General features: G+C 72.1%; 17 protein-coding genes. 7 read left to right on the forward strand and 10 right to left on the reverse strand.

Annotated features, from left to right (window positions below; all coding sequences use genetic code 11):
- Window positions 1–52 precede the first annotated feature (52 nt).
- Together SLINC_RS36425 and SLINC_RS36430 are read right to left on the reverse strand one after the other, a co-directional pair.
- Window positions 53–853, reverse strand: a complete 801-nt coding sequence (locus tag SLINC_RS36425) for a TetR family transcriptional regulator (RefSeq protein WP_067446085.1) — start codon at window positions 851–853, stop codon at window positions 53–55.
- A 184-nt stretch (window positions 854–1,037) separates the two neighbouring features.
- Window positions 1,038–2,864, reverse strand: a complete 1,827-nt coding sequence (locus SLINC_RS36430; protein WP_067442536.1) for a 3-hydroxyacyl-CoA dehydrogenase family protein — start codon at window positions 2,862–2,864, stop codon at window positions 1,038–1,040.
- A 368-nt stretch (window positions 2,865–3,232) separates the two neighbouring features.
- On the opposite strand from SLINC_RS36430, the gene SLINC_RS36435 reads away from it, so the two are divergent.
- A complete protein-coding gene (locus tag SLINC_RS36435) occupies window positions 3,233–3,826 on the forward strand; it encodes an adenylosuccinate lyase (RefSeq protein WP_067442538.1) in 594 nt (197 codons plus the stop codon).
- Window positions 3,827–3,842: 16 nt separating this feature from the next.
- Here SLINC_RS36435 and SLINC_RS36440 read toward each other — a convergent pair whose 3' ends face one another.
- The 4 genes from SLINC_RS36440 to SLINC_RS36455 form a co-directional block, all read right to left on the reverse strand.
- Window positions 3,843–4,343 carry a GNAT family N-acetyltransferase gene (locus SLINC_RS36440; RefSeq protein WP_079165215.1) on the reverse strand — a complete coding sequence of 167 codons (501 nt, stop codon included), beginning with the start codon at window positions 4,341–4,343 and terminating at the stop codon, window positions 3,843–3,845.
- A gap of 20 nt (window positions 4,344–4,363) precedes the next feature.
- A complete protein-coding gene (locus tag SLINC_RS36445; RefSeq protein WP_067442543.1) occupies window positions 4,364–4,762 on the reverse strand; it encodes a RidA family protein in 399 nt (132 codons plus the stop codon).
- A 57-nt stretch (window positions 4,763–4,819) separates the two neighbouring features.
- Window positions 4,820–6,397, reverse strand: coding sequence for an alpha/beta hydrolase (locus SLINC_RS36450; RefSeq protein WP_067442545.1), 1,578 nt, complete (start codon window positions 6,395–6,397; stop codon window positions 4,820–4,822).
- A 136-nt stretch (window positions 6,398–6,533) separates the two neighbouring features.
- Entirely contained in the window at window positions 6,534–7,571 is a 1,038-nt protein-coding gene (locus SLINC_RS36455; RefSeq protein WP_067442547.1) for an Rv2578c family radical SAM protein, read from the reverse strand.
- Window positions 7,572–7,742: 171 nt separating this feature from the next.
- Between SLINC_RS36455 and SLINC_RS36460 the strand changes: the two genes are divergently transcribed.
- From SLINC_RS36460 to SLINC_RS36480, 5 genes are all read left to right on the forward strand, one after another.
- Window positions 7,743–8,186, forward strand: a complete 444-nt coding sequence (locus SLINC_RS36460; RefSeq protein ID WP_067442549.1) for an SRPBCC family protein — start codon at window positions 7,743–7,745, stop codon at window positions 8,184–8,186.
- A 145-nt stretch (window positions 8,187–8,331) separates the two neighbouring features.
- Window positions 8,332–10,767: an MFS transporter gene (locus SLINC_RS36465; protein WP_067442551.1), complete on the forward strand. Its 2,436-nt coding sequence runs from the start codon at window positions 8,332–8,334 to the stop codon at window positions 10,765–10,767.
- 185 nt (window positions 10,768–10,952) lie between these two features.
- The gene (locus tag SLINC_RS36470) at window positions 10,953–13,448 is read left to right on the forward strand and encodes a SpoIIE family protein phosphatase (protein ID WP_067442553.1); all 2,496 of its coding nucleotides are present in this window, start codon (window positions 10,953–10,955) and stop codon (window positions 13,446–13,448) included.
- Between the two features lie 230 nt (window positions 13,449–13,678).
- Entirely contained in the window at window positions 13,679–14,404 is a 726-nt protein-coding gene (locus tag SLINC_RS36475; RefSeq protein WP_067442555.1) for a class I SAM-dependent methyltransferase, read from the forward strand.
- A 149-nt stretch (window positions 14,405–14,553) separates the two neighbouring features.
- Entirely contained in the window at window positions 14,554–15,501 is a 948-nt protein-coding gene (locus tag SLINC_RS36480; protein ID WP_067442557.1) for an SMP-30/gluconolactonase/LRE family protein, read from the forward strand.
- A gap of 46 nt (window positions 15,502–15,547) precedes the next feature.
- On the opposite strand, the gene SLINC_RS36485 is transcribed toward SLINC_RS36480, so the two are convergent.
- The 4 genes from SLINC_RS36485 to SLINC_RS36500 all read right to left on the reverse strand — a co-directional run bounded on the left by SLINC_RS36485 (window position 15,548) and on the right by SLINC_RS36500 (window position 20,812).
- The gene (locus SLINC_RS36485; RefSeq protein ID WP_067442559.1) at window positions 15,548–18,157 is read right to left on the reverse strand and encodes an immunoglobulin domain-containing family protein; all 2,610 of its coding nucleotides are present in this window, start codon (window positions 18,155–18,157) and stop codon (window positions 15,548–15,550) included.
- A gap of 86 nt (window positions 18,158–18,243) precedes the next feature.
- Window positions 18,244–18,783, reverse strand: coding sequence for a hypothetical protein (locus tag SLINC_RS36490; protein ID WP_067442561.1), 540 nt, complete (start codon window positions 18,781–18,783; stop codon window positions 18,244–18,246).
- Between the two features lie 199 nt (window positions 18,784–18,982).
- Window positions 18,983–19,942, reverse strand: coding sequence for an HtaA domain-containing protein (locus tag SLINC_RS36495; RefSeq protein ID WP_067442563.1), 960 nt, complete (start codon window positions 19,940–19,942; stop codon window positions 18,983–18,985).
- 69 nt (window positions 19,943–20,011) lie between these two features.
- A complete protein-coding gene (locus SLINC_RS36500; RefSeq protein ID WP_067442565.1) occupies window positions 20,012–20,812 on the reverse strand; it encodes an LPXTG cell wall anchor domain-containing protein in 801 nt (266 codons plus the stop codon).
- A gap of 90 nt (window positions 20,813–20,902) precedes the next feature.
- On the opposite strand from SLINC_RS36500, the gene SLINC_RS36505 reads away from it, so the two are divergent.
- On the forward strand, window positions 20,903–21,976 hold the full coding sequence (locus tag SLINC_RS36505) for a heme/hemin ABC transporter substrate-binding protein (protein WP_067442567.1): 1,074 nt from the start codon (window positions 20,903–20,905) through the stop codon (window positions 21,974–21,976).
- Window positions 21,977–21,989 lie beyond the last annotated feature (13 nt).

Raw genomic sequence — 21,989 nt, forward strand, 5'->3', positions numbered from 1 at the left:
ACCGGCCACGACCGGATGGCACGGAGTGCCAGAGGCTTGGAGAATCGGTGGATCAGGAACGCTCGTGCAGCGCCCGCTCGATGGTCCGCATGACCTCGTCCAGCGGAGTGTCCACGCGTGCCACCGTCACCAGGACCTCGCCCTGGGTCGAGGCCGTGGCCGCGGCCGGCCTGGACGTGTTCGAACGGCCCGTCCCGAACGCCTTGCGGACGATCGCGAACGCGTGGTCCAGCTGCGCCTCGACATCGCCCTGCCCGCCGGCCCGCAGCCAGCGCCTGAGGACGTGGTTGTGGGCGGTGACCACGGCGGACGCGGCGACCTCGGCCAGCAGCGGGTCGTCGTTGGCGTCGTCGTCGTGCGCGTGCTCGTCGAAGTGGCCCAGCAGATAGCGGGTGAACAGGCGCTCGTAGCGGGCCACCGACGCGATCTCCGCCTCGCGCAGGGTGGGTACCTCACGCGTGAGCGTGTAGCGGGCGACCGAGATCTCCGGCCGGGCCGCGTACATCCGCATGACTTCCTTGATGCCCCGGCACACCGTGTCCAGCGGGTGCTCGTGCGCGGGGGCCGCGTTGAGGACCGCCTCGGCACGGATCAGCGTGTCGTCGTGGTCGGGGAAGATCGCCTCTTCCTTGGACCGGAAGTGCCGGAAGAAGGTGCGCCGGGCCACCCCGGCCGCGGCGGCGATCTCGTCGACGGTGGTCGCCTCGTACCCCTTGGTCGCGAACAGCTCCATCGCGGCGGCCGCGAGTTCCCGGCGCATCTTGAGCCGCTGCGCGGCCGCGCGACCGCCCGCGGCGCTTTCCGGGGCGTCGGGCGTAGCTGGTGTACGTGAGGACTTGGCGGGCTGGGACATGCCCTGAACGTACTGCATGTGCGCAGCTTGCTGCGCATGTCCCCGGTTCTCCGGGCCCTCGGCGGGCGGGGGAGTGCCGTGCCGGGCGGCCGGGGGAGCGCCGGCCCGGGCGGGTGGCGAGAACCCGCCCGGATCCAGCAGCCCGCCCCAGCTCCCGCCGTCCGTGAACCAGTCGCCCGGCCGCTCAGCGCCGGGCATATTCGCGGAAGCCGCGGCCCGTCTTGCGGCCGAGGCAGCCCGCGGCCACCAGGTGCTCCAGGAGCGGGGCCGGTGCCAGGCCCGGGTCGCGGAACTCGCGGTGCAGGACCTTCTCGATGGCCAGGGAGACATCGAGCCCGACGACGTCCAGCAGCTCGAAGGGACCCATGGGGTAGCCGCCGCCCAGCTTCATCGCCGCGTCGATGTCGTCGAGGGACGCGTAGTGCTCCTGGACCATCTTGATCGCGTTGTTGAGGTAGGGGAACAGCAGCGCGTTCACGATGAAGCCGGCCCGGTCACCGCAGTCGACCGCGTGCTTCCTGACCTTGGCGCACACCTCGCGGACCGTCGCGTGGACGTCGTCGGCGGTCAGCACCGTACGGACGACCTCGACCAGCTTCATCGCGGGGGCCGGGTTGAAGAAGTGCATCCCGATCACGTCCCGCGGCCGCGAGGTGGCCCGGGCGAGGGCGATGACCGGCAGCGACGAGGTCGTGGTGGCCAGCACCGCGCCCGGCTTGCAGACCTTGTCCAGCGCCGCGAACAGTTGCCGCTTGACCTCCAGGTCCTCGGCGACGGCCTCCACGGCCAGGTCGACGTCGGCGAACGCGTCGTAGGAGCCCGCCGGGGTGATCCGGTCCAGGGTCTGGGCGGCGGCCTCCGCGGTCAGCCGCCCCTTGTCGACGGAGCGGGCGAGGGACTTGCCGATCCGGGCCTTGGCCGTCTGCGCCTTCTCCTCGCTGCGGGCGGCGAGCACCACCTCGTACCCGGCCTTGGCGAAGACCTCGGCGATGCCGGAGGCCATGGTGCCCGAGCCCGCGACACCGACCGAGCCGACCGGCCGGCCGGCGACGCCGGTGCCGTCCGCGACGGGGGTGAGGGCGTCCGGCACGACCGTCGCGCTGCCCGGCGCCTCGTAGGTGTAGAAGCCGCGGCCCGACTTGCGGCCGGTCAGGCCCGCCTCGCTGAGCTGCTTGAGGATGGGGGCGGGAGCGTGCAGCCGGTCGTGGGACTCGGCGTACATGGCCTCCAGGACCGTGCGCGCGGTGTCCACGCCGATCAGGTCGAGCAGCGCGAGCGGGCCCATCGGCAGCCCGCAGCCCAGCCGCATCGCGGCGTCGATGTCCTCGCGGGAGGCGTACTTCGCCTCGTACATCGCGGCCGCCTGGTTGAGGTAGCCGAACAGCAGCCCGTCGGCGACGAACCCGGGCCGGTCGCCGACCGCCACGGGCTCCTTGCCGAGCTCGACGGCGAGGTCGGTGACCGCGGTGACCGCCTGCGGCGCGGTCAGCACCGAGGAGACGACCTCGACCAGCCGCATCGCCGGGGCCGGGTTGAAGAAGTGCAGTCCGAGCACGCGCTCCGGGTGGGCCGAGTCGGCGGCCAGCCGCGTGACGGACAGGGCGTTGGTACCGGTCGCCAGGATCGTCGTGGGGCGCACGATCCCGTCGAGCTCGCGGAAGATCTGCTGCTTGATCTCGTACGACTCCGGCGCCACCTCGATGACCAGGTCGGCCTCGGCCGCGGTCCGCAGATCGGTGGACGTGCTGATCCGGGCGAGCACCTCGGCCCGCTCCTGCCCGGTCAGCCGGCCGCGCTCCACGGCACGGGCGGTCGCGGTCTCCAGGGCGGCGACGGACCGGGCGGTCGCGGCCTCGCTGATGTCGACGCCGACGACCGTGCGGCCGGCCTTGGCGAGGACCTCGGCGATACCGGTGCCCATGGTGCCCAGACCGATGACGGCGACCGTCTTGATCGGGGAGGCCGTCGAGGAGGACGGGGAGGAGGAGGTGTCGGACAGGGGAGTGGCCATCGCGGAACTCCAGGAATGAGGTGACGACTGGGAACGCGACCCGGTACGCCGAGGGCGCACCGGGCGCGTGAGAGATGCGGGTGATGCCGGGCTGCGAGCGCACACGCCCGGTGCCGTCGTGGCGGGCGTGCACACGCCCGGAGTACGGCGGAAACCGACCGGCCCTGTCCCAAGCCGGGTCGTACATGCGGTACTTGAGGTACCGAACCGACTGCTCTCACAGTGGCTGCGTCACCAGGCCACCGTAAGGAGTTCCACGAGTGGGTAACTCGCTCATCCGAGCTTAACCGGTGGGTAACGAGCGCGCCAGCCCTCGTTGTTTGTGATGTACGTCCCTCCAGCGCGACGACCCCTCTAGGCTGCGTGCCATGGACGAAGAGTTGCGATCACTCACGGAGCGTTTACGGCGGGAGGCGGGAACGGGCACATCCTCCGGGTATGACCGGCTCGCCACGACCGAGGACCTCGACGAGCTGGCCGGTGTGCTCATCGAGCCCGGACAGCCGCTGTGGGCCAGGGAACTGGCCGCGTTCCGGCTCGGGGTCGCCGGGGACCGCCGGGCCTTCGAGGCGCTCGTCCTGCTCCTGAACCACCGTGATCCACCGCGCTGTGCCTCCGCCGCCCACGCCCTGGCCCGGCTCGGCGACCCGCGCACCGCCCGCGCGGCCGCCGCCCTCGCCACCAACGAACTCCGTGTCGCCTACGCCCTGCACCCGGTCCGGCTCCTGGCCGAGCTGCGCGCCCCCGAGTCCGTCCCCGCGCTGATCACCACGCTGCGACGCCGGCTGCGTCCGCACGATCCGTACCGGCGGGTGGCGCTGGCGTGCGTGGAAGGACTGGGCACCCTGGCCGACGCCCGCGCCAGACCCGTACTGAACGACGCGCTCGCCCATCCGCCACTCGCCGAGGCGGCGGTGCGGGCACTGGCCCGCATCCCGAAGCAGCGGGGAGGGCCGCGGTGAAGGCAGCGGTGAGGTGTCAGCCGGTCAGCTCCCGCACATACCGCACCTCGGGCACCGGCACGCCGTCCACCTCGAAGGGCTCCTCGGCGCCGTCGGCGCGGAAGCCGGCCCGTTCGTAGAAGGCGCGGGCGCGGGCGTTGCCCTTGAGGACCCATAGGTACATCCGCCGGTGCCGCGCGGCCGTGCACAGCCGTAGGGACTCCTGGAGCAGGGCGTGCCCGACGCCGCCGCCGAACCGCTTCGGGTCCACGTACAGCGCGTACAACTCGGCGTCCTCGGTGGGTGGTTCATCGCTGCGGTACGGGCCGTGGCAGGCCCAGCCGAGGAGATGGCCGTCCCGCTCGGCGACGAGGTCCACCACGCTGCCGTCACCCCGGGCGAAACGGTCGCGCCGGTGTGCGGCGTCCGCGGGCACGCTGAGCGCGTCGAGGAACGACTGGGGCATGAGACCCCGGTAGGCGCTCTGCCAGCCCCGGACGCGGATCTCGGAGACCCGCTCGCACTCGGTGATCCTCATGTCCCGCACCACCACGTCGGTCACTCGCCCACCACCGCGAACGCCTCGATCTCCATCAGGAACTCGGGCCGGACCAGCGCGGCCACCTGGACGGCCGAGGAGGCCGGGAGGCGGTCGTCGGGTATGTGGGCGGCGCGGGCCTCGCGGACGGCGGGCAGGTGGGCCATGTCCGTGACGAAGTAGGTGAGTTTGACGACGTCGTCGAAGGTCGCCCCGGCGGCGGCCAGACAGCGGCGGAGGTTCTCGAAGACCCGGCGGGCCTGGGCGGCCGGGTCGCCCTCGCCGACGGGACGGCCGTCCTCGTCCAGCGCGAGCTGGCCGGAGATCGCGACGAAACGGCCGGTGCCCAGCACCACGTGGGTGTACTGGGCACCGGGGAAGACCCCGTCGGGGGCGGGAATCCTGGTCAGCTCACTCATGCGTCCATGGTGGACCATGGCACCGACAACGCCCGTCCCCGACGGACCGTCACACGCTCAGCCGCGGAAGCCGAGCATGCCGTGGAGCGTCGAGCCGCGGGACGACGGCGAGGCCGCCTTCGAGGTGAGCGGCTTCGGGTCGGGCAGCGCGGCGCACACCGCGTCGGCCTCACCGTGTCCGCGCGGAACCGTGCCGTCCGTGAGGTACTCGGCCAGGTACTTGTCCAGGCAGGCGTTGCCGCTCAGCGTGATCCCGTGGTTGCCGCCGTCCTGCTCGACGACGAGGCTGGAGCGGGCGAGCAGCCGGTGGACCGTCGCGCCGCCCTGGTACGGGGTGGCCGCGTCGCCGGTCGCCTGGAAGAGCAGCACCGGCGGCAGCTTGCCGTTGGCCACGTTCACCGGCCTCAGCGAGTCCGTCGGCCAGAACGCGCACGGCGCGTTGTACCAGGCGTTGTTCCAGGTCATGAACGGCGCCTTCTCGTACACCGCCCAGTTGTCCTTCCGCCACTGGTCCCAGTCGCGGGGCCAGGAGGCGTCACGACACTGCACCGAGGTGTAGATGCTGTAGCCGTTGTCCCCGGCCGCGTCGACGGCGGCGAAGTTCTCGTACGCCTCGACCAGCGGGTCGGCGTTCTTGTCGTTCACGTACGCCGAGAACGCCTCGGCGAGGTAGGGCCAGTAGCCGTTGTAGTAGCCGCCGGGGATGAAGGTGTCCTCCAGCTCGGAGGCGCCGACCTTGCCGCCGGCCGGCTTCTTGGCCAGGGCCGCCCGCATCGCGTACCACTTGGCCTCGATCTTCTCCGGATCGGTGCCGAGCTTGTACGTGGCGTCGTACTTCGCGATCCAGGCCATCAGGGCGCGGTGGCGGTCGTTGAAGGCGTAGTCCTGGGCGAGGTTGTCCTCGTACCAGACACCCGTGGGGTCGACGATCGAGTCCAGGACCAGGCGCCGCACGCGCTCCGGGTAGAGCTTGGCGTAGACCGCGCCGAGGTAGGTGCCGTAGGAGTAGCCGAAGTAGTTGATCCTCTTCGCGCCGAGTGCCGCGCGGATGGCGTCCATGTCCCGTACGGCCTGGACGGTGTTGATGTACGGCAGCACGCTCGCGTGCTTCGTGCCGCAGGCGCGGGCGAAGGACTTGGCGCGCTGGATGTTGGCCTTCTCGATCGCCGGGGTGCTCGGCAGGGAGTTCGGCCGCACCGGGTCGAAGTGGCCCGGCTTGCAGTTCAGCGCGGGCGTGCTCCGGCCCACCCCGCGCGGGTCGAAGCCGATGACGTCGTACTGCGCCGCGACCGCCTTGGGCAGCGAGGAGGCGACGAACCCGGCGAGGGTCAGACCGCTGCCGCCGGGGCCGCCGGGGTTGACCAGCAGCGGGCCCTGGTACGTCTTCGCGGTGTGCGGGACGCGGGACAGTGCGAGCGTGATCTGCTTCCCGTGCGGGTTCGCGTGATCGAGCGGCACCTTGAGGGAGGCGCACTGGAGCGTCGGATAGTCGGTGGTGCCGCACTTCTTCCAGCTGAGCTTCGCGGCCTGAGCGGTCGCCGCGGCCTGCGGGGTGCTCGCGCCGGCGGGGACGGCCGTGAACGATCCGGCCACGACCACGGCGGCACCGCACAGTACTGCTGCGCGTTTTCTCATATGGGTCCTCCCAGGACGGAGGTGGTCGGACCGCGAGTCTCACGGTCCTCGCCGCATCGTCCCGGAAAGCGGGCCTGGAGGAACGCGTTCAGCCAATACTTGACCCAATTGGGTCGAGGGATGCGCTCGGATGCTCTCAGATCAGCGACAGCTGCGTCGGTTCGGACAGATCCGGTCCCGTCTGCTCGGGCTGCGGGATCCGGCGCGGCATCTGCGCGCGCGAGGGGCCGATGCCGTACTCCTGGGCCAGCTCGTGGACCTGACGGGTGATCCGGCGCTGGTACCACTTCGGGGCGTAGGAGCCGTCCGCGTACAGCCGCTCGTAACGGCGGACCAGATACGGGTGATGGTGGTTCAGCCAGGCCATGAACCACTCGCGGGCCCCGGGTCGCAGATGCAGCACCAGCGGGGTGACGGAGGTGGCCCCGGAGGCGGCGATCGCCCGCACGGTGGCCCGCAGCCGGTCCGGCTGGTCGCTCAGGAACGGGATCACCGGCGCCATCAGCACCCCGCACCCGATGCCGCGTTCCCCGAGCGCCCGGACGACCTCCAGCCGCCGCTCCGGCGCCGGCGTGCCCGGTTCGACGGTGCGCCACAGCTCGGTGTCGGTGAAGCCGACCGAGACCGAGATGCCGACATCGGTCACCTCGGCCGCCTGGGTCAGCAGATCCAGGTCGCGCAGGATCAGCGTGCCCTTGGTCAGGATCGAGAAGGGGTTGGCGTGGTCGCGCAGGGCGGCGAGGATGCCCGGCATCAGCCGGTAGCGGCCCTCGGCGCGCTGGTAGCAGTCGACGTTGGTGCCCATCGCTATGTGCTCGCCCTGCCAGCGGCGTGAACCGAGCTGGCGGCGCAGCAGCTCCGGCGCGTTCGTCTTCACCACGATCTGCGAGTCGAAGCCGAGGCCGGTGTCGAGGTCCAGATAGCTGTGCGTCTTGCGGGCGAAGCAGTACACGCACGCGTGCGAGCAGCCCCGGTAGGGGTTCACCGTCCACTCGAAGGGCATGCGGGAGGCGCCCGGTACCCGGTTGATGATCGAGCGGGCCCGGATCTCGTGGAAGGTGATCCCGCGGAACTCGGGTGTGTCGAAGGTACGGGTGGTGACCGCGTCGGCGCCGAACAGGGCGGCGTCGGCCCGGCTGTGTTCACCGGAGTCCGTGAGGTTCTCCCAGCGCATGAGGCCTCCTCGGTAGCACTGAACCCATAATAGAACACGCGTTCCCTTGATCGTGCGACTCGCATTTCTGATCGACGCCCGATCGGTCTCGGGCACCCCGATTTGGGTGGCCGGGGACCGGGGTGGTTGGCTTGCCCCAACCCCGAGAACTTGAAGTCCTGGAGGAAGTCGATGGCGCAGGTCGAAGCCACTACGGAGCGGATCGTCGCGGCGGACGCGGAGAAGGTGTTCGACGCGGTCGCCGACTACAGCGGTACGCGTCCGAAGCTGCTGTCCGAGCACTTCAGCGAGTACGAGGTGCGCGAGGGCGGCGACGGCGAGGGCACCCTCGTCCACTGGAAGCTCCAGGCCACCAGCAAGCGCGTGCGGGACTGCCTCCTTGAGGTCAGCGAGCCCACCGACGGCGAGCTGGTCGAGAAGGACCGCAACTCCTCCATGGTCACCACCTGGCGGGTCACCCCGGCCGGCGAGGGCAAGTCCCGGGTCGTCGTCACCACCACCTGGGACGGCGCCGGCGGCATCGGCGGCTTCTTCGAGAAGACCTTCGCGCCCAAGGGGCTCGGCCGGATCTACGACGTCGTGCTGGACAAGCTCGCCACCGAGGTCGAGGGTTAAGTCCCCGCTCTCCCGGGCCCCTTGGGTCCTCACCGGATCGAGTGGATCTTCACGCCGTCCGGTCTGACGCCGTAACTCGTCGCGCTTGCTCGTGGTTGTCGCCTATTGCGGGAAATGTGCGCAGGCGCGACGAGGGGAGCGGTTCGTGGGCGGAACGACTCTGGTACAGGATGAACCGGCCACCGTTCCTCCCGAGGATCCGCCCCCGGCATCGGCCGCCGGACCTCGACTGAGCCCCCGCCGTGTGCGGTTGGTCTTCTTCGCGCTGATGCTCGCGCTGCTGCTGGCCGCGCTGGAGCAGATGATCGTCGCCACCGCGCTGCCGAAGATCGTCGGTGAACTGCACGGCCTGGACCGGATGTCCTGGGCGATCACCGCCTACCTCCTCACCGCCACCGTCGGACTGCCGGTCTACGGCAAGCTCGGCGACCTGCTCGGTCGCAAGGGCGTCTTCCAGTTCGCGATCGTGGTCTTCGTGATCGGCTCCGCCCTCGCGGGCCGGGCCGCGACCATGGACCAGCTGATCGCCTTCCGCGCGATCCAGGGCGTCGGCGCGGGCGGACTCATGATCGGCGTCCAGGCGATCATCGCGGACATCGTGCCGCCCCGGGAACGTGGCCGGTTCATGGGCCTCATCGGTGCCGTGTTCGGCCTGGCCTCCGTCGGCGGACCGCTGCTGGGCGGCTACTTCACCGACCAGCTCTCCTGGCGCTGGTGCTTCTACGTCAACGTGCCCTTCGGCCTCGTCACGCTCGCCGTCGTCGCCGTCGCCCTGAAGCTGCCGAAACCGGCCGCGAAGGCACGCCTCGACATCCTCGGCGCCCTGCTGCTCGCCGCCGCCTCGACCTGCCTGGTCCTGCTGACCAGTTGGGGCGGCACCGAGTACGCGTGGGACTCACGGGTCGTTCTCGGACTCGGCGCAGGGGCCGTGACGGCCGCCGTCCTCTTCCTGGTCGCCGAGCGCTTCGCGGCCGAACCCCTCATCCCGCTACGGCTGTTCAGGGACTCCGTCTTCAACATCACCGGTCTGGTGGGCCTGGTGATCGGCGTCGCCCTGTTCGGCGCGGCCGGTTACCTGCCGACCTACCTCCAGATGGTCGACGGGGTGTCCGCCACCGAGTCGGGGCTGCTGATGCTGCCCATGATGGCCGGCATCGTCGGCGCCTCCATCGTCTCGGGCCGGCTCATCAGCCGCACCGGCCACTACCGGAGCCATCCGGTCATCGGCTGCGCCCTCGCCGTCGTCGGCATGTGGCTGCTGTCCCGGCTGGAGGTCGACACGCCCCGGCTGCACTACGGCATCTGGACGGCCGTCCTCGGCGCCGGGATCGGCATGGTGATGCCGGTGCTCGTCCTGGCCGTGCAGAACTCCGTCCGGCCCACCGACCTGGGCACGGCCACCAGCGCCAACAACTACTTCCGGCAGATCGGCGGAAGCGTCGGCGCCGCGGTCTTCGGCACCCTCCTCGCCGACCGGCTCGCCGACGCGCTGAAGTGGCGGCTGCCCGCGGGCGCCGGACTGCCCGACCCCGAGTCCCTCACCCCGCAGCTCGTCCACGCGCTGCCGCCCGACCTGCGCGACGGCTACATCAGGGCGTACGCCGACGCCATGCCGCGGCTCTTCCTCTACCTCGTGCCGGTGCTCGTCCTCGGCCTGCTGATCGCCTGCTTCCTCAAGGAGACCCCTCTGGAGACCGACGCGGCGTCCCACCCCACCGCCGACGGCGACCTGGACAACGTCGTCGACGACGTTGTCGAGCCGGAGCACCCGCCCGTGCCCGCGCCTGCCCCGATCCCGCACGCCCGCTCGCCCTACCTCTCCGGAACTCCCGTGTGCGGCACCGTGCGGCACCCCGACGCCACCGTGGTGCCCCGCGCGGCGCTCACCCTGATCGACATCGCCGGCGCGCAGCTCGGGCGGGGCGCCAGCGGCGAGGACGGGCGGTACACGCTGGCCACCCCGGGGCCGGGGGCGTACGTCCTGATCGCCGCGGCCGGCGGACACCAGCCGCAGGCCGTCTCCGTGACCGTCGGGGAGCGCCCGGTCGAGCTGGACATCGTCCTCGGCGCCGCCGGACGTCTCGCGGGCACGGTGCTCACCGCGGACGGCACCCCCGTGCGGGAGGCCACCGTCACGCTCACCGACGTGCACGGCGAGGTCGTCGCCGGCACCCGCACCGGGCCCGAGGGGGACTACGCCATCACCGAGCTGGTGGCGGGCGAATACACCCTCGCCGTCGGCGCGCCCGCCTTCCGGCCCGCCGCCCTCCCCGTCACCGTCCGGGCCGCACGGGAGACCTGGCAGGACGTCGAACTCGCCGGGGGCGCCGTGCTCCGCGGCACCGTGCGGGCCGGCACCCTGGGGCGGGCCGTGGAGGACGCGCGGGTGACGCTGCTCGACGCGGCGGGCAACGTCGTGGACACGCTCACCACCGGCCCGGACGGCACCTTCGGGTTCGTCGACCTGTCGACCGGTGAGTACACCGTCATCGCCGCCGGATACCCGCCCGTCGCCACCGTCCTGAAGGTCGCGGGCGGGGAGCGGACGGAACGTGACCTCCAGCTGGGGCACGAGGACTGAAAACCCCTCAGTAATCCCGGCCGCCGCCCGATCGCCCCTGCTCAACGCGGGGGCACGGGGGCGCGCGCCGGAGCGGTCGGACACGGTGAATTCCCGCAATGCCGCACATCGTGACGGCCCGGCCCCGTACCGTGGTGAGGGCGGCCACAGATCTTGCGGAGCCGTGGGGAGAGAGGGCCTGGGCCATGGACCGTGGCACCGAGTGGGACGCACCTCCCAGCCGCGGAGCTGGGAACGGCGCGGCGGAACACGCCGCGGGCCGCATCCCGCTGGCGGTGGTCGTGGTGGACCGCGACGGCCTGGTGTCCCACTGGAGCACCGGCGCGCGACGCCTGTTCGGCGCCGCCAAGGAAGAGGCGATAGGCCGGGCGGCCGTCGATCTGCTGCCCGTCTCCGGCGCCCTCCCCGAGGAGGACGAGACCACGTCCTACGGCCGGCTCGCGTCCTACGACGGCCTCGGACCCGACCTGGAGACCTCCCTCGACGGCCGGCTGTCCTACCCGGCCGCGGGCCGGGCCCGGCTCACCGTGCCCGGCGGCGAGCGGGAGGCCATTCCGCTCCAAGGACGGCGCAGGGTCGACGTCCTGTGGTGGGCCTACCCGTTGGTCGGCCCCGGGCGGGAGCGGCTGCTCGTCCTCGCGGCGGACGCGGCGGGGTTCGGCCCCGACGATCCCGACAGCTCCAACGAGGACGCGGCGGTCGAGCGGATCGCGCCCGGCTTCGCCCTGCACACCGACTTCCCCGGCGCCGAGGAACTGGCCGGCCGGCTCCCCGAGATCCTGCCCAGCATGAGCGTCGGGGAGAGCGCCCGGATCGTCGCGCAGGTCCTCGAACTGGGCTATCCCGTCCTGGAGTTCAGCCAGAACGACCGGGTGCCCGTCACCCCCGACTGGGGCGTGGCCCGGCGCGCCGAGCGCAAGGCCCGCCGCGAGCACGTCGCCCGCGCCCTCGCCGAGGGCCGGTCCGCCCCGGCGGACCTCGTCGACGAGGTCGAGGACCTGGAGTACGCCGCCGTACGCGAACGCCTGGAGTTCCTCAACGACGTCAGCGGACGCATCGGCACCTCGCTCGACCTGTCCCGGACCATCATCGAGGTCAGCAAGGCCGTCGTCCCCCGCTTCACCGACGTCGCCGGCACCTATCTGCGCGAACAGGTCGTCGCCGGTGAGGGGTTCCCGGACGGCGTGCCGGACACGACGACCATGTGGCACCGGGTCGCCCTGGAGCACACCGACGAACCCGGCCGCTGGGACGACGTGGTGCCGGTCGGCGAGGCCATGCCGTTCCCCGCGCACACCCCGTTCTTCCAGTGCATGACCAGCGGCGAGCCCGTCCTCGTCCCGCGCATCAGCGAGCAGATGGGCCACGCCATCGCCTCGCAGTTCGAGAAGCGGGACATCCGGCCCCTCATCACCGGCCGCAGCATGCTCATCGTGCCCCTGAAGGCACGCAACGTCGTGCTCGGCTTCATGATCCTGCTGCGCCACCCGGAGCGCGTCGAGTTCAACGACATGGACCGCGTCACCGGCGCCGAACTCGCCGCCCGCGCCGGTCTCGTGCTCGACAACGCGCGCATGTACACCTACCAGGAGAGCGTCGCCGAGACCCTCCAGGACAGCATGTTGCCGCACATCCCGCCGCGCATGGCGGGCTGCGACATCGCCACCCGCTATCTGCCGGGCACGCTGCTGGGACGGGTCGGCGGCGACTGGTTCGACTCGGTCAAGCTGCCCGGCGCCCGCACCGCGCTGGTCGTCGGCGACGTCATGGGCCACGGCCTCAACTCGGCCGCCATGATGGGCCAGTTGCGTACGGCCGTACAGACCATGGCCGCGCTCGATCTGCCGCCGGCCCAGCTGCTGCGCAAGCTCGACGACCTCGCCCAGCGTCTCGGCGACACCTACCTCGCCACCTGCCTCTACGCCGTCTACGACCCGATCGCCGGTGAGCTCCACCTCGCCAACGCGGGCCACATCCCGCCCGTGCTGGTCCGGGCGGACGGCGGCCGCAGCGAGCTGCTCGACCTGCCCACCGGTGCGCCCATCGGCGTCGGCGGGGTGCCCTTCGAGTCGGTGCGCGTGCGGGTGGAGCCCGGGGACCGGCTCGTGATGTGCACCGACGGGCTGGTGGAGGTGCGTGGCGAGGACATCGGGGTGGGCCTCGCGACCCTGTGCGAGTCCGCGGCGCATCCGGCGGCCTCCATGGACGACGCCTGCGACACGATCATCCGGGCGCTCAACACGCGCGGCGGGCGCAAGGACGACGTGGCCCTGCTGATGGCCCGGCTCAACGGGATCGAACCGGACGACGTGGCCGAGTGGCGGCTTCGCCCCGACCCGGCCGAGGTGGGGCGGGCGCGTGCGGTGGTGCGGGAGCAGGTGCACGAGTGGGGGGCGGCCAGGCTGGCCGACTCCGCCGAGCTGATGGTCAGTGAGCTGGTCACGAATGCCGTGCGGCACTCCCACGGCCGGCCGGTCGCGCTGCGTCTGGTGCGCGGGGACACGCTGCTGTGCGAGGTGGACGACGATGACCACGAGCTGCCCAACCTGCTGAGCGCGGGGCCCGAGGACGCGGTGGGGCGAGGGCTGCGGGTGGTCAGCATGCTGGCCCGGGAGTGGGGCGCGAGCCGTACGGGGGCGGGGAAGACGGTCTGGTTCGAACTGACCTTGCCCCGGCGGTGAGTTCTCGGACGAGAGTGCCGCGTCGGGGTGTCGGGAGTCTGCGGGTGCGTTGTGGCTTGTCGCGCCCACGCGGCGGAGCCGCACATGGATACAGCCCCGCGCCCCTTGGGTCGGTTGTCGAACGCTTGGTGAAGGTGTGCGCCGGGTCCTTGTGGGCGTGAACAGCGCGCGATACACCGTACTGGCCTGTCACTCGGGACGGGTCGGCGTCGCATCCTGGGGAGTTGGACATGAGCGTGACGAGTCGGTATCGGGAGGCGTGGGAGGGGTTCTGGCGGGAGGCGCCGGGGGAGCGGGGGTCCGTGTTCTGGGACGCCGAGCCGGTGTTGACGGCCGGTGTCCATGTGGCGCTCTTCGAGCCCCATCTCGTCGACCACACGCTGCCGATGATCGACCTCGGCTGCGGGAACGGCACCCAGACCCGGTTCCTCGCCGACCGTTTCCCCCGGGTCGTCGGCACCGATCTGTCCACCGCCGCCCTCGACCACGCCCGGCGGTCCGATCCGGCGGGACAGGCGTCCTACCGGCCACTGGACGCCGCCGACAAGGATGAGACGCACACCCTGCACGCGGAAGTCGGGGACGCCAACGTCTACATGCGGGGCGTCCTGCACCAGGCCGACCCCGACGACCGGCAGGCGCTGGTGGACGGGATCGCCGCACTCGTCGGGGAACGCGGCCGGGCCTTCCTCGTGGAGCTGTCCGAGGACGCCAAGGCGATCCTGCTGGGACTGGCCGGGAGCGCCGAGGGCCCGCCGCCCAAGCTGGCGCCGGTCTTCCGGCACGGCATCGCGCCCGGCGAGGTCGCCGACGACGCGATCCCCGTGTATCTGAACGTGGCCGGGCTGAGCATCCTGGCCAGTGGTGACCTGCCGCTGACGACGACGGAGTACCGGCCCGACGGCACGAGGATCGAACTCCCCTCGACCTGGGTGGTGGCGGGCCGTGTGACGTGACAGCCGGGGCGGGCGGGTCACGGGGAACTCCCCAAGGCGCGAAATCGTTGTCAACTCACGTCACAGGCAGCGCAGTTGTCATCACTTCTGCACTTCTCCACTTCTGCCATCGCTGTCGTCAACGAGCCGACGTCATGGAGGCCCCACCCATGAGCTCGACCCACCCCCGACCCACCAGACGCGCCGTGCTGGGCGGTGCCGCCGCTCTCGCCGCCCTCACGGTGACGGCAGGCACCGGCACGGCGGTCGCGACTCCGAACGCCACCTGGCCGACGGAGTTCCCGCTGCCCGACGGCTTCCTTCCCGAGGGCATAGCCATCGGCCACAAGCCGTACGCCTACATGGGCTCCCGCGCCAACGGCGCGATCCACCGCACCGACCTGCGCACCGGCGAGGGGAAGACCCTCTTCGCCGGGGCCGCCGGCCTGATCTCCGTCGGGCTGAAGACCGACCACGACGGGCTGCTCTACGTCGCCGGGAACACCGGCGTCGCCCGCGTGCACGACGCGCGCACCGGCGAGCTCCTCGTCACCCATCAACTCTCCGAGCCGACCGGCCACTTCATCAACGACGTGACGCTCCTCGGCGACCGCGCCTGGTTCACCGACTCGCGTGCCGCGTTCCTCTACGGCGTTCCGCGCGGCGGCCGGACGGGCGGCATCCGCACGCTGCCGCTGACCGGGGACTGGGTGCAGCTGCCCGACGTCAACAACGGCAACGGCATCGTCGACACCCCGGACGGCCGCGGCCTGATCGTCGTCAAGAGCACACCGGGCGAGCTGTACCGGGTGGACCCGAGGACGGGCCACGCCACCAGGATCACGCTGGTCGGCCAGGACACCGTCGTCAACGGCGACGGCCTGTGGCGCATCGGCCGCACGCTGTACGTCGTACAGAACCGGCTGAACCTGATCAGCGTCTGGGACCTCGACAAGGCGGCCACCACCGCCACCCTGCGCCGGATCGTCACCGACCCGCGCTTCGACGTGCCGACCACGGCCGCCCGCTTCGGTGACCGCCTGTACCTGGTCAACGCGCGCTTCACGACCCCGCCGACACCGGAGACGACGTACAACGCCGTCGCGGTGTCGATCTGAGCCGACCGCCGTGCCGGGCCCTCCGTGAGGGAGGGCCCGGTGCCCGTCAGCCGGCCGTGCGGCCGCGGCGGTGGGCCAGCCAGCCGGCGCCCAGCAGGGCCGCCGCGAGCGCGGCGACGGAGAGCACGGTGACGCCGGTGGAGGCGAGACTGCCGCCACCCGCCGTCGAGGTGCCCGAGCCGCCGGTGGTGGAGCCGGAGGCGCCGCCACCCGTGGTGCCCGCACCGCCGCCCGTCGTGCCCCCGGAAGCGGAGCCGCCCGTACCGCCGGTGTCACCGGTGCCGGGGTCGGTGTCCACCGGGTCCTGGCCGACGAAGGCGACCGGGACCTTCACGTCCTGGGAGCGGTCGCCGGAGAGGGTGTGGTCGGCACGGGTGGCGAGCACGCACGTGGCCTTGAAGCAGTCGGTGAACTCGTCCTTGGCGTCCACCGTGAGCTCGACCTCGAAGGAACCGCCCGCCGTGTACGGGATCGCCAGCTCCTCGCCGTAGTCGGGCGGGTTGGAGGAGATCCACGCCGAGGAGTGGGACCCGCCGCTCATGTCGACGCCGCCGATGCACGGGGTGGGCAGTTCGCCCGCGCCGTTGTCGACGCACAGGGCGACGTAGATGCCCTTGTCCTCGTCGTAGCCGGAGCCGGTGATCTTCAGGGTCTGGTTCTCGGTGGCGAGGTTGTTGACCGGGGTGACGGTGAGCTTCTGGCCCTCCGGGCCGGTGACGGTCCTGGTGCCGGACGGCTCGTCGTCCTCGCCGCCGCCCCCGCCCCCGTCGGTGCCGCCGTCGCCGCCGGCCGCGGTGACCGTGAGGGTGATCGGCGAAGTCCGGGTGGTGCCCACCGAGTTGGTGAACTCGGCGCGGTACGCGTAGCCGTTCTGCGCAGCCCTCGCGGTGAAGGAGTACGCGTTCTTCGTGGCGCCCTCGACCGCGTTCCAGGTCTGGCCGCCGTCCGGGCTCACCTGCCAGCGCACGGTGGGCTCGGGGGTGCCCTGGGCGGCGGCGACGAACGTCACCGTGTCGCCCGGGACGACGGACTGGTCGGTGGGGGACCGGGTGACCTCGGGGGAGACCCGGCGGTCGTACCTGACGACCTTGTTCTCGGCCTGGTTCGTGACGAAGACCGAGCCGGCGCTCGGGGGCACGGCGATGCCCGCGAAGGTGGCGGAGCGGCTGCCGGGCAGGGCGAGCGGCTCGGCCGCCGGCTGGAAGGTGGTGCTGTCGTAGACCTCCAGGGCGCCGACGTTGTCCGCGCCGTCGTCCGCGCTGCCGTAGTCCTCGCGCAGGACGAACGCCTCGCCCGTGCCCTCGTCGAAGGCCACCGCCGTGGGCCGGTCCTTGCCCTTGAGGGTGGTCAGCAGTTTGGCGTCCTTGTCGAGGACGAGCACCGAATAGCCGGTGCCCACCCAGACGTTGCCGGTCTCGGGATCCACCCGGACGAAGGAGAGGATCTCGGCGGGCAGGTCCACCTGGGCGGTGACGGCGAGCGAGCCGGCGTCGACGCGGCGCAGCTTCCCGCCCGTGCCCTCGGCGGACCACAGGACTCCGCGCCGGACGTCCGAGGCGAGGTCACCGCCCGCTTCGAGGGTGGTGGTGCGCTGCACGGCGCCCGTGGCGATCTCGACCTCGGACAGGACGGGGCCCTGGGAGAGCAGAACGGTGGACGCGTCGGTGCCGGGCACGGCCCCGGTGACGGCGGAGCCGGGCGGCCAGACGCCCTTGGCGGCCGTGTCGCCGTCCTTGGCGGTGCCGATGCCGCGCACCGGGTACTGGAAGACCACCCCGTCGCCGGCGAGCGGGGTGATGAGCCGGTGGACGGGACGGGGCAGCATCGTGCCGGTGGAGCCGGGGGCCTGGGCGACGCGGCTGAGCACCTTGCCGTCCTTGGGGTCCAGGACGTACAGCCCGGCCTCGTTGACGTCGCCGGTGTCCGGGATGTTGTCCGAACCGACGTACAGCTTGCCGGAGTCGGGGTGGAGCAGGACGCCGAGCGGTTTGCCGACGTCGGTGGACTCGGCCGCCTTCACATAGCTGACGGTGCCGGCGGGCACGTCCACCCCGTCGCCACCGCCGCCCCCGGGGTCCTGGCCCTCGAAGGTGAGCGGGATACGGACGTCCTGGGAGCGGTCTCCGGCGGCGTTGTGGTCGACGCGGGTGACGACGGAGCAGGCGACCTGGAGGCAGTCGAGGCCGCCGTCCTTGGCCTGCACCTTGAGCTGGACGTCGAAGGTGCCGCCCTCGCCCCACCGGACGGCGACCGTGCCCGCGCCCTCGTCCGAGGCGTCCCGGGGAATGATCCACACCGACGCGCCGCTGCCGCCGCTCTGGTCGGCGCCGCCCAGACAGGGCGTGGGGATGCGGTTGTCGCCGTTGTCCTTGCAGACGGCGACGTAGATGCCCTTGGTGTCGTCGTAGCCGTCGCCGGTGACCTTGAGGGTCTCGCCGTCCGGGTCCAGGTTCGCGGAGGCGGAGACGGAGAGCTTCTGGCCGTTCTTGCCGAGTGCCGTCTTCGGGGTGTCGGCGGCCTGGGCGGCCGATCCGACGCTGACGGCCGTGACGGCGGCGGCCAGCAGGGCCGCGGCGCCCAGCAGCGCCGCGGGACGTCTGAGGCGGAGCCCGCCGCTGCGGCCCGGCCGCTCCCGGCCGGGCGTGTCGTCTGTCATGAAGGGTTCCTCACGTGTCGGGTGCGCCCGGCACTCCGGTCGTGCGAGAGCCGGGCCCCCGCGTGAGGGCCCGGTCCGGCGGGCGTCTACTGGAAGCTGATGGGCACGTGGACGTCGTACTTGCGGTCGTTGGTGTCGAAGTGGTCGGCGCGCGTGACGATCGCGCAGGTGACGTCGTCGCCGCAGACGCGGCCGTCTTCGAGGGTGGCCTTGACGAAGATGTTCACGTTGAAGGTGCCGCCGGTGCCGAACTTGGAGCTGTTGGCGAACATGCCGCCGAAGGTGTTGTTGACCCAGTGCGAGGCACCGGTGGAGCCGGTCTCGTCCTGGCCGCCCAGGCACGGGGTGGGCTTGGCCGCGCCGGGCGCTCCGTCGACCACGCACAGGCCGACGTAGACGCCCTGGCCGGTGTTGAAGCCGGAGCCGGTGACGTTGATGACCTGGCCGGCCGCGGAGGCCGTGTTCGGGGCGGTCACCGACAGGTTGTAGGTGGTGCTGCCGTCGACGATCGTGCGGGTCGAGGTGGCGGCGGAGGCGGAGGTCGCGAGGCCCAGGGTGAGGGCGGCACAGGCGGCGACGGCGAGGGTGGCCCGAGCGGCGGTACGGGCGGAAGGAACGGCTCTCATGGCGAGCGTCTCACCTTTCAGGGGGTGTCCCCACTCCGACTGGAGTTAGGTAAGGCAAACCTAAATATGGATGCGAAGGAATTGTCAACAGTGGGCAAAGAGTTCCCAACACCCTTGTTCTCTCGGGGAGTTGGGCATGCCGAGGAGCGGACCGTGGGGCCCGCTCCTCGATGCCAGGGACTGTCGGTAACACGCCGGATCACTCCGCGGCGGGCTGGACCTCGAACCGGGTGACGGCGCCGCGTTCGCCGGTCACGGTGGAGAGTTCGACGGTGTGCGCGCCCTGGTCGGCCGTCGCGTACACCGGGAAGGTCTGGGAGATCCGGCCCTCCTCGTCGGCCACGGTCTGGTGGCGGGTGTCGTCGTCGACGGCGACCAGCACCAGGTCACCGGGCTCGAAACCCGTGCCGGTGACGGTCTGTTCGGCGCCGGCCGTCAGTGCGGGGTGCGCCACCGAGGCCGCGGGTTCGGCCCGCACCGCCTGTTGGTTCTCCGGTGCCGGGACAGGGGCCGGGGGAGGGGCGGACGGTCCTGATGTCGCGTCCGGCTGCGTGGGAGGCGCCGGTGCGGCGTCGGCGCTTCCGGTGCCCACGGTCACGTCGAGAAGACCGAGGCTGTCCCCTTCCGTGAACCGGCTTCCGCTCCACTCGGACAGCAGTCGCGCCCCCTCGTCCGTGAGGGCCGCTTTCAGTCCGGTCCAGGTCACACCACCGGTGCGGACGGTGGGTGCGCCGGCGCCCGGGGTCACGTCGGCCAGGGGCAGTTCCCGGGCCTCGGTGCCGACGGCCGTCCGGGCGCGGAGCGTGCCCGTGCCCTCGCGCAGCTCCAGACGCAGGGCGCCGAGCGTCAACGGCCCGGCGGCACCGGAGAGCCGGGCCGACCCCGCCAACTCCACGTCCGCGTCGCCGCTTTCGGGGTCCGTGCCGCCGCCCGTGGCCGGGAACCAGGCACGGTCCGCCGCGCCCCGGGTCGCGGGGGCGGTCACGTCGACCGACACGCCCCGGTCGGCCAGTTCCGTCCCGGCGGTGCTCCAGCTCGCGTATCCGCCGGACACCTCGCGGGGGAACGCCTCCCCGCCCTGCGCGGCCGCCACCCCCGGGCCCAGCAGCGTGAGCAGCGCGCCGCCCGCCAGAACGGCGGCGCCGGGTCTTCTCGTCATCTTCGGTTCTCCCTCTGCGATATGAGGTCTCGGCGTCAGGTCTTCGCGTCGTGGGGTGCGCGGTCGCCGTCAGCCGGCACTCGGGCCACCCGCGTGGCCGGTACGGCGGCGCCGTGCCCAGAACCAGGTGCCGGTACCGGCCGCGACCAGCCCGGCGGCGGTGAGCCCGACCGTCAGCGCGGCGGAACCGGTACTGGCCAGCGGACCGCTCGACGACTCCGTGCCGCTGTCACCGGAACCGCCCGTCGTGCCGCCGGTGGTGCCCGCGGTCGCCGTCGTGCTCGGCGTCGCGGCGCCGCCGTCGTCGTCCGCCGTGCCGCTCCCGCTCCCGCTGCCGCCGAACGTCACCGGGATCCGGACCGTCTGGCTCTGGTCGCTGCCGCGGGTGTGGTCGTTGCGGCTGATCACCGAGCAGGTCACGCCTGCTTTGGCGCAGTCGGTGTTGGCGTCCTTGGAGCGCACCTTGAGCCGCACGCTGAACGTGCCCTTGTGCCCGCTGCCGCCGTACGGCTCGGCCAGCCCCTCGCCGTACGACGGCGGGTTGGAGGAGATCCACACCGACGCCCCGGACTCGCCGGCCATGTCGACGCCGCCGATGCACGGGGTCGGCGTCTTCCCGGCGCCGTTGTCCACGCAGAAGGCGACGTAGATGCCCTTCTCGGTGTTGTAGCCGGTGCCGGACACCGTCACCGTCTCGCCGGACGGGTCGAGGCCGGAGGACTTGGAGACGGTGAGTTTCTGGCCCTCGGGACCCGTCGCCGAGCCGCCCGCGGCGGTCGCGGGAGACGCCGTCGAGAGGGTCAGGGCGATCGCCGCGAGGGCGGCGGCTCCTCCAACTCGTCTGCCGCGCAGGCCACTTGCCCCATTCACGTCAACACCCCCACCATTGGTTATTAAGGTAAACCTAACCTAACCTGATGGTCGACGGAATGTCACACGGGAGACTCGGAAGGTCAAGCGATGCGAATGTCCGGTAGATGCCAGAAGCTCCCTGTGCGGCGCAGGGGCCTGGCGCCCGTCGTGCTGGCCCTCGCGCTGCTGACGGCCGCCTGCGGCGGCAACTCGCCTTCCTCGTCCTCGTCGGGATCGGAGTCGGGGGCCGGGGCGTCCGCGGCTTCGGCGGGCGAGCGGGCGGCGGTGGCCGAGGAGCGGCTCGCGACGAACACCCTCGTCCCCCTCGAAGGCGAGGCGCCCGCACCGCGGTTGCCGGTCACCGTCGACTCCTCCGACGGCCGCCGGGTGACCGTGAAGGACACCTCGCGCATCCTGCCGCTCAACGGCGGCGTGGCGGAGATCGTGTTCACGCTGGGGCTCGGGAACCGGGTCGTCGGCCGGGACATCACCGCCACCTTCGAGGAGGCGAAGAAGCTCCCCCAGGTGACCAGGGCGCACGACGTGAGCGCGGAGAGCGTGCTGTCGCTGAAGCCGACGGTGGTCCTCGCCGACACCGACACCGGGCCCAAGGAGGCCATCGACCAGATCCGGGAGGCCGGTGTCCCCGTCGTCGTCCTCGACCCGGCCACCGAACCGGCCGACGTCTCCACCCGCACCACCCGCATCGCCGAGGCCCTCGGCGTCCCCTCCGCGGGCAAGGCGCTCAACGCCCGCATCGACAGGGAACTCGCCGCCGCCCGCGCGGCCGTACCCCGGGGCAGCGAGCCCAAGGTGGCCTTCCTGTACATGCGCGGCAGCGCGGCCGTCTACCTCATGGGCGGCAGGGGATCCGGCGCGGACTCCCTGATCGCGGCGGCCGGAGCGGTGGACGCGGGCGTCGAGGCGGGCCTGGACAAGCCGTTCACCCCCCTCACCAGCGAGGCCCTCGTCTCCGCCCGGCCCGACGTGATCCTGATGATGGACAAGGGCCTGGAATCCGTCGGCGGAGTCGACGGCCTCGTCGGCATCCCCGGCATCCGCGAGACCCCGGCCGGCATGAACCGGCGCGTCGTCACCCTGGAGGACGGGGTACTGCTGAGCTTCGGCCCGCGCACGCCGCTGGTGATCGACATCCTGGTGGACCGGATCCATCGGGGCTGAGCGCAACGCGGGT

It is taken from the genome of Streptomyces lincolnensis (assembly GCF_001685355.1).
Lineage (GTDB): Bacteria > Actinomycetota > Actinomycetes > Streptomycetales > Streptomycetaceae > Streptomyces > Streptomyces lincolnensis.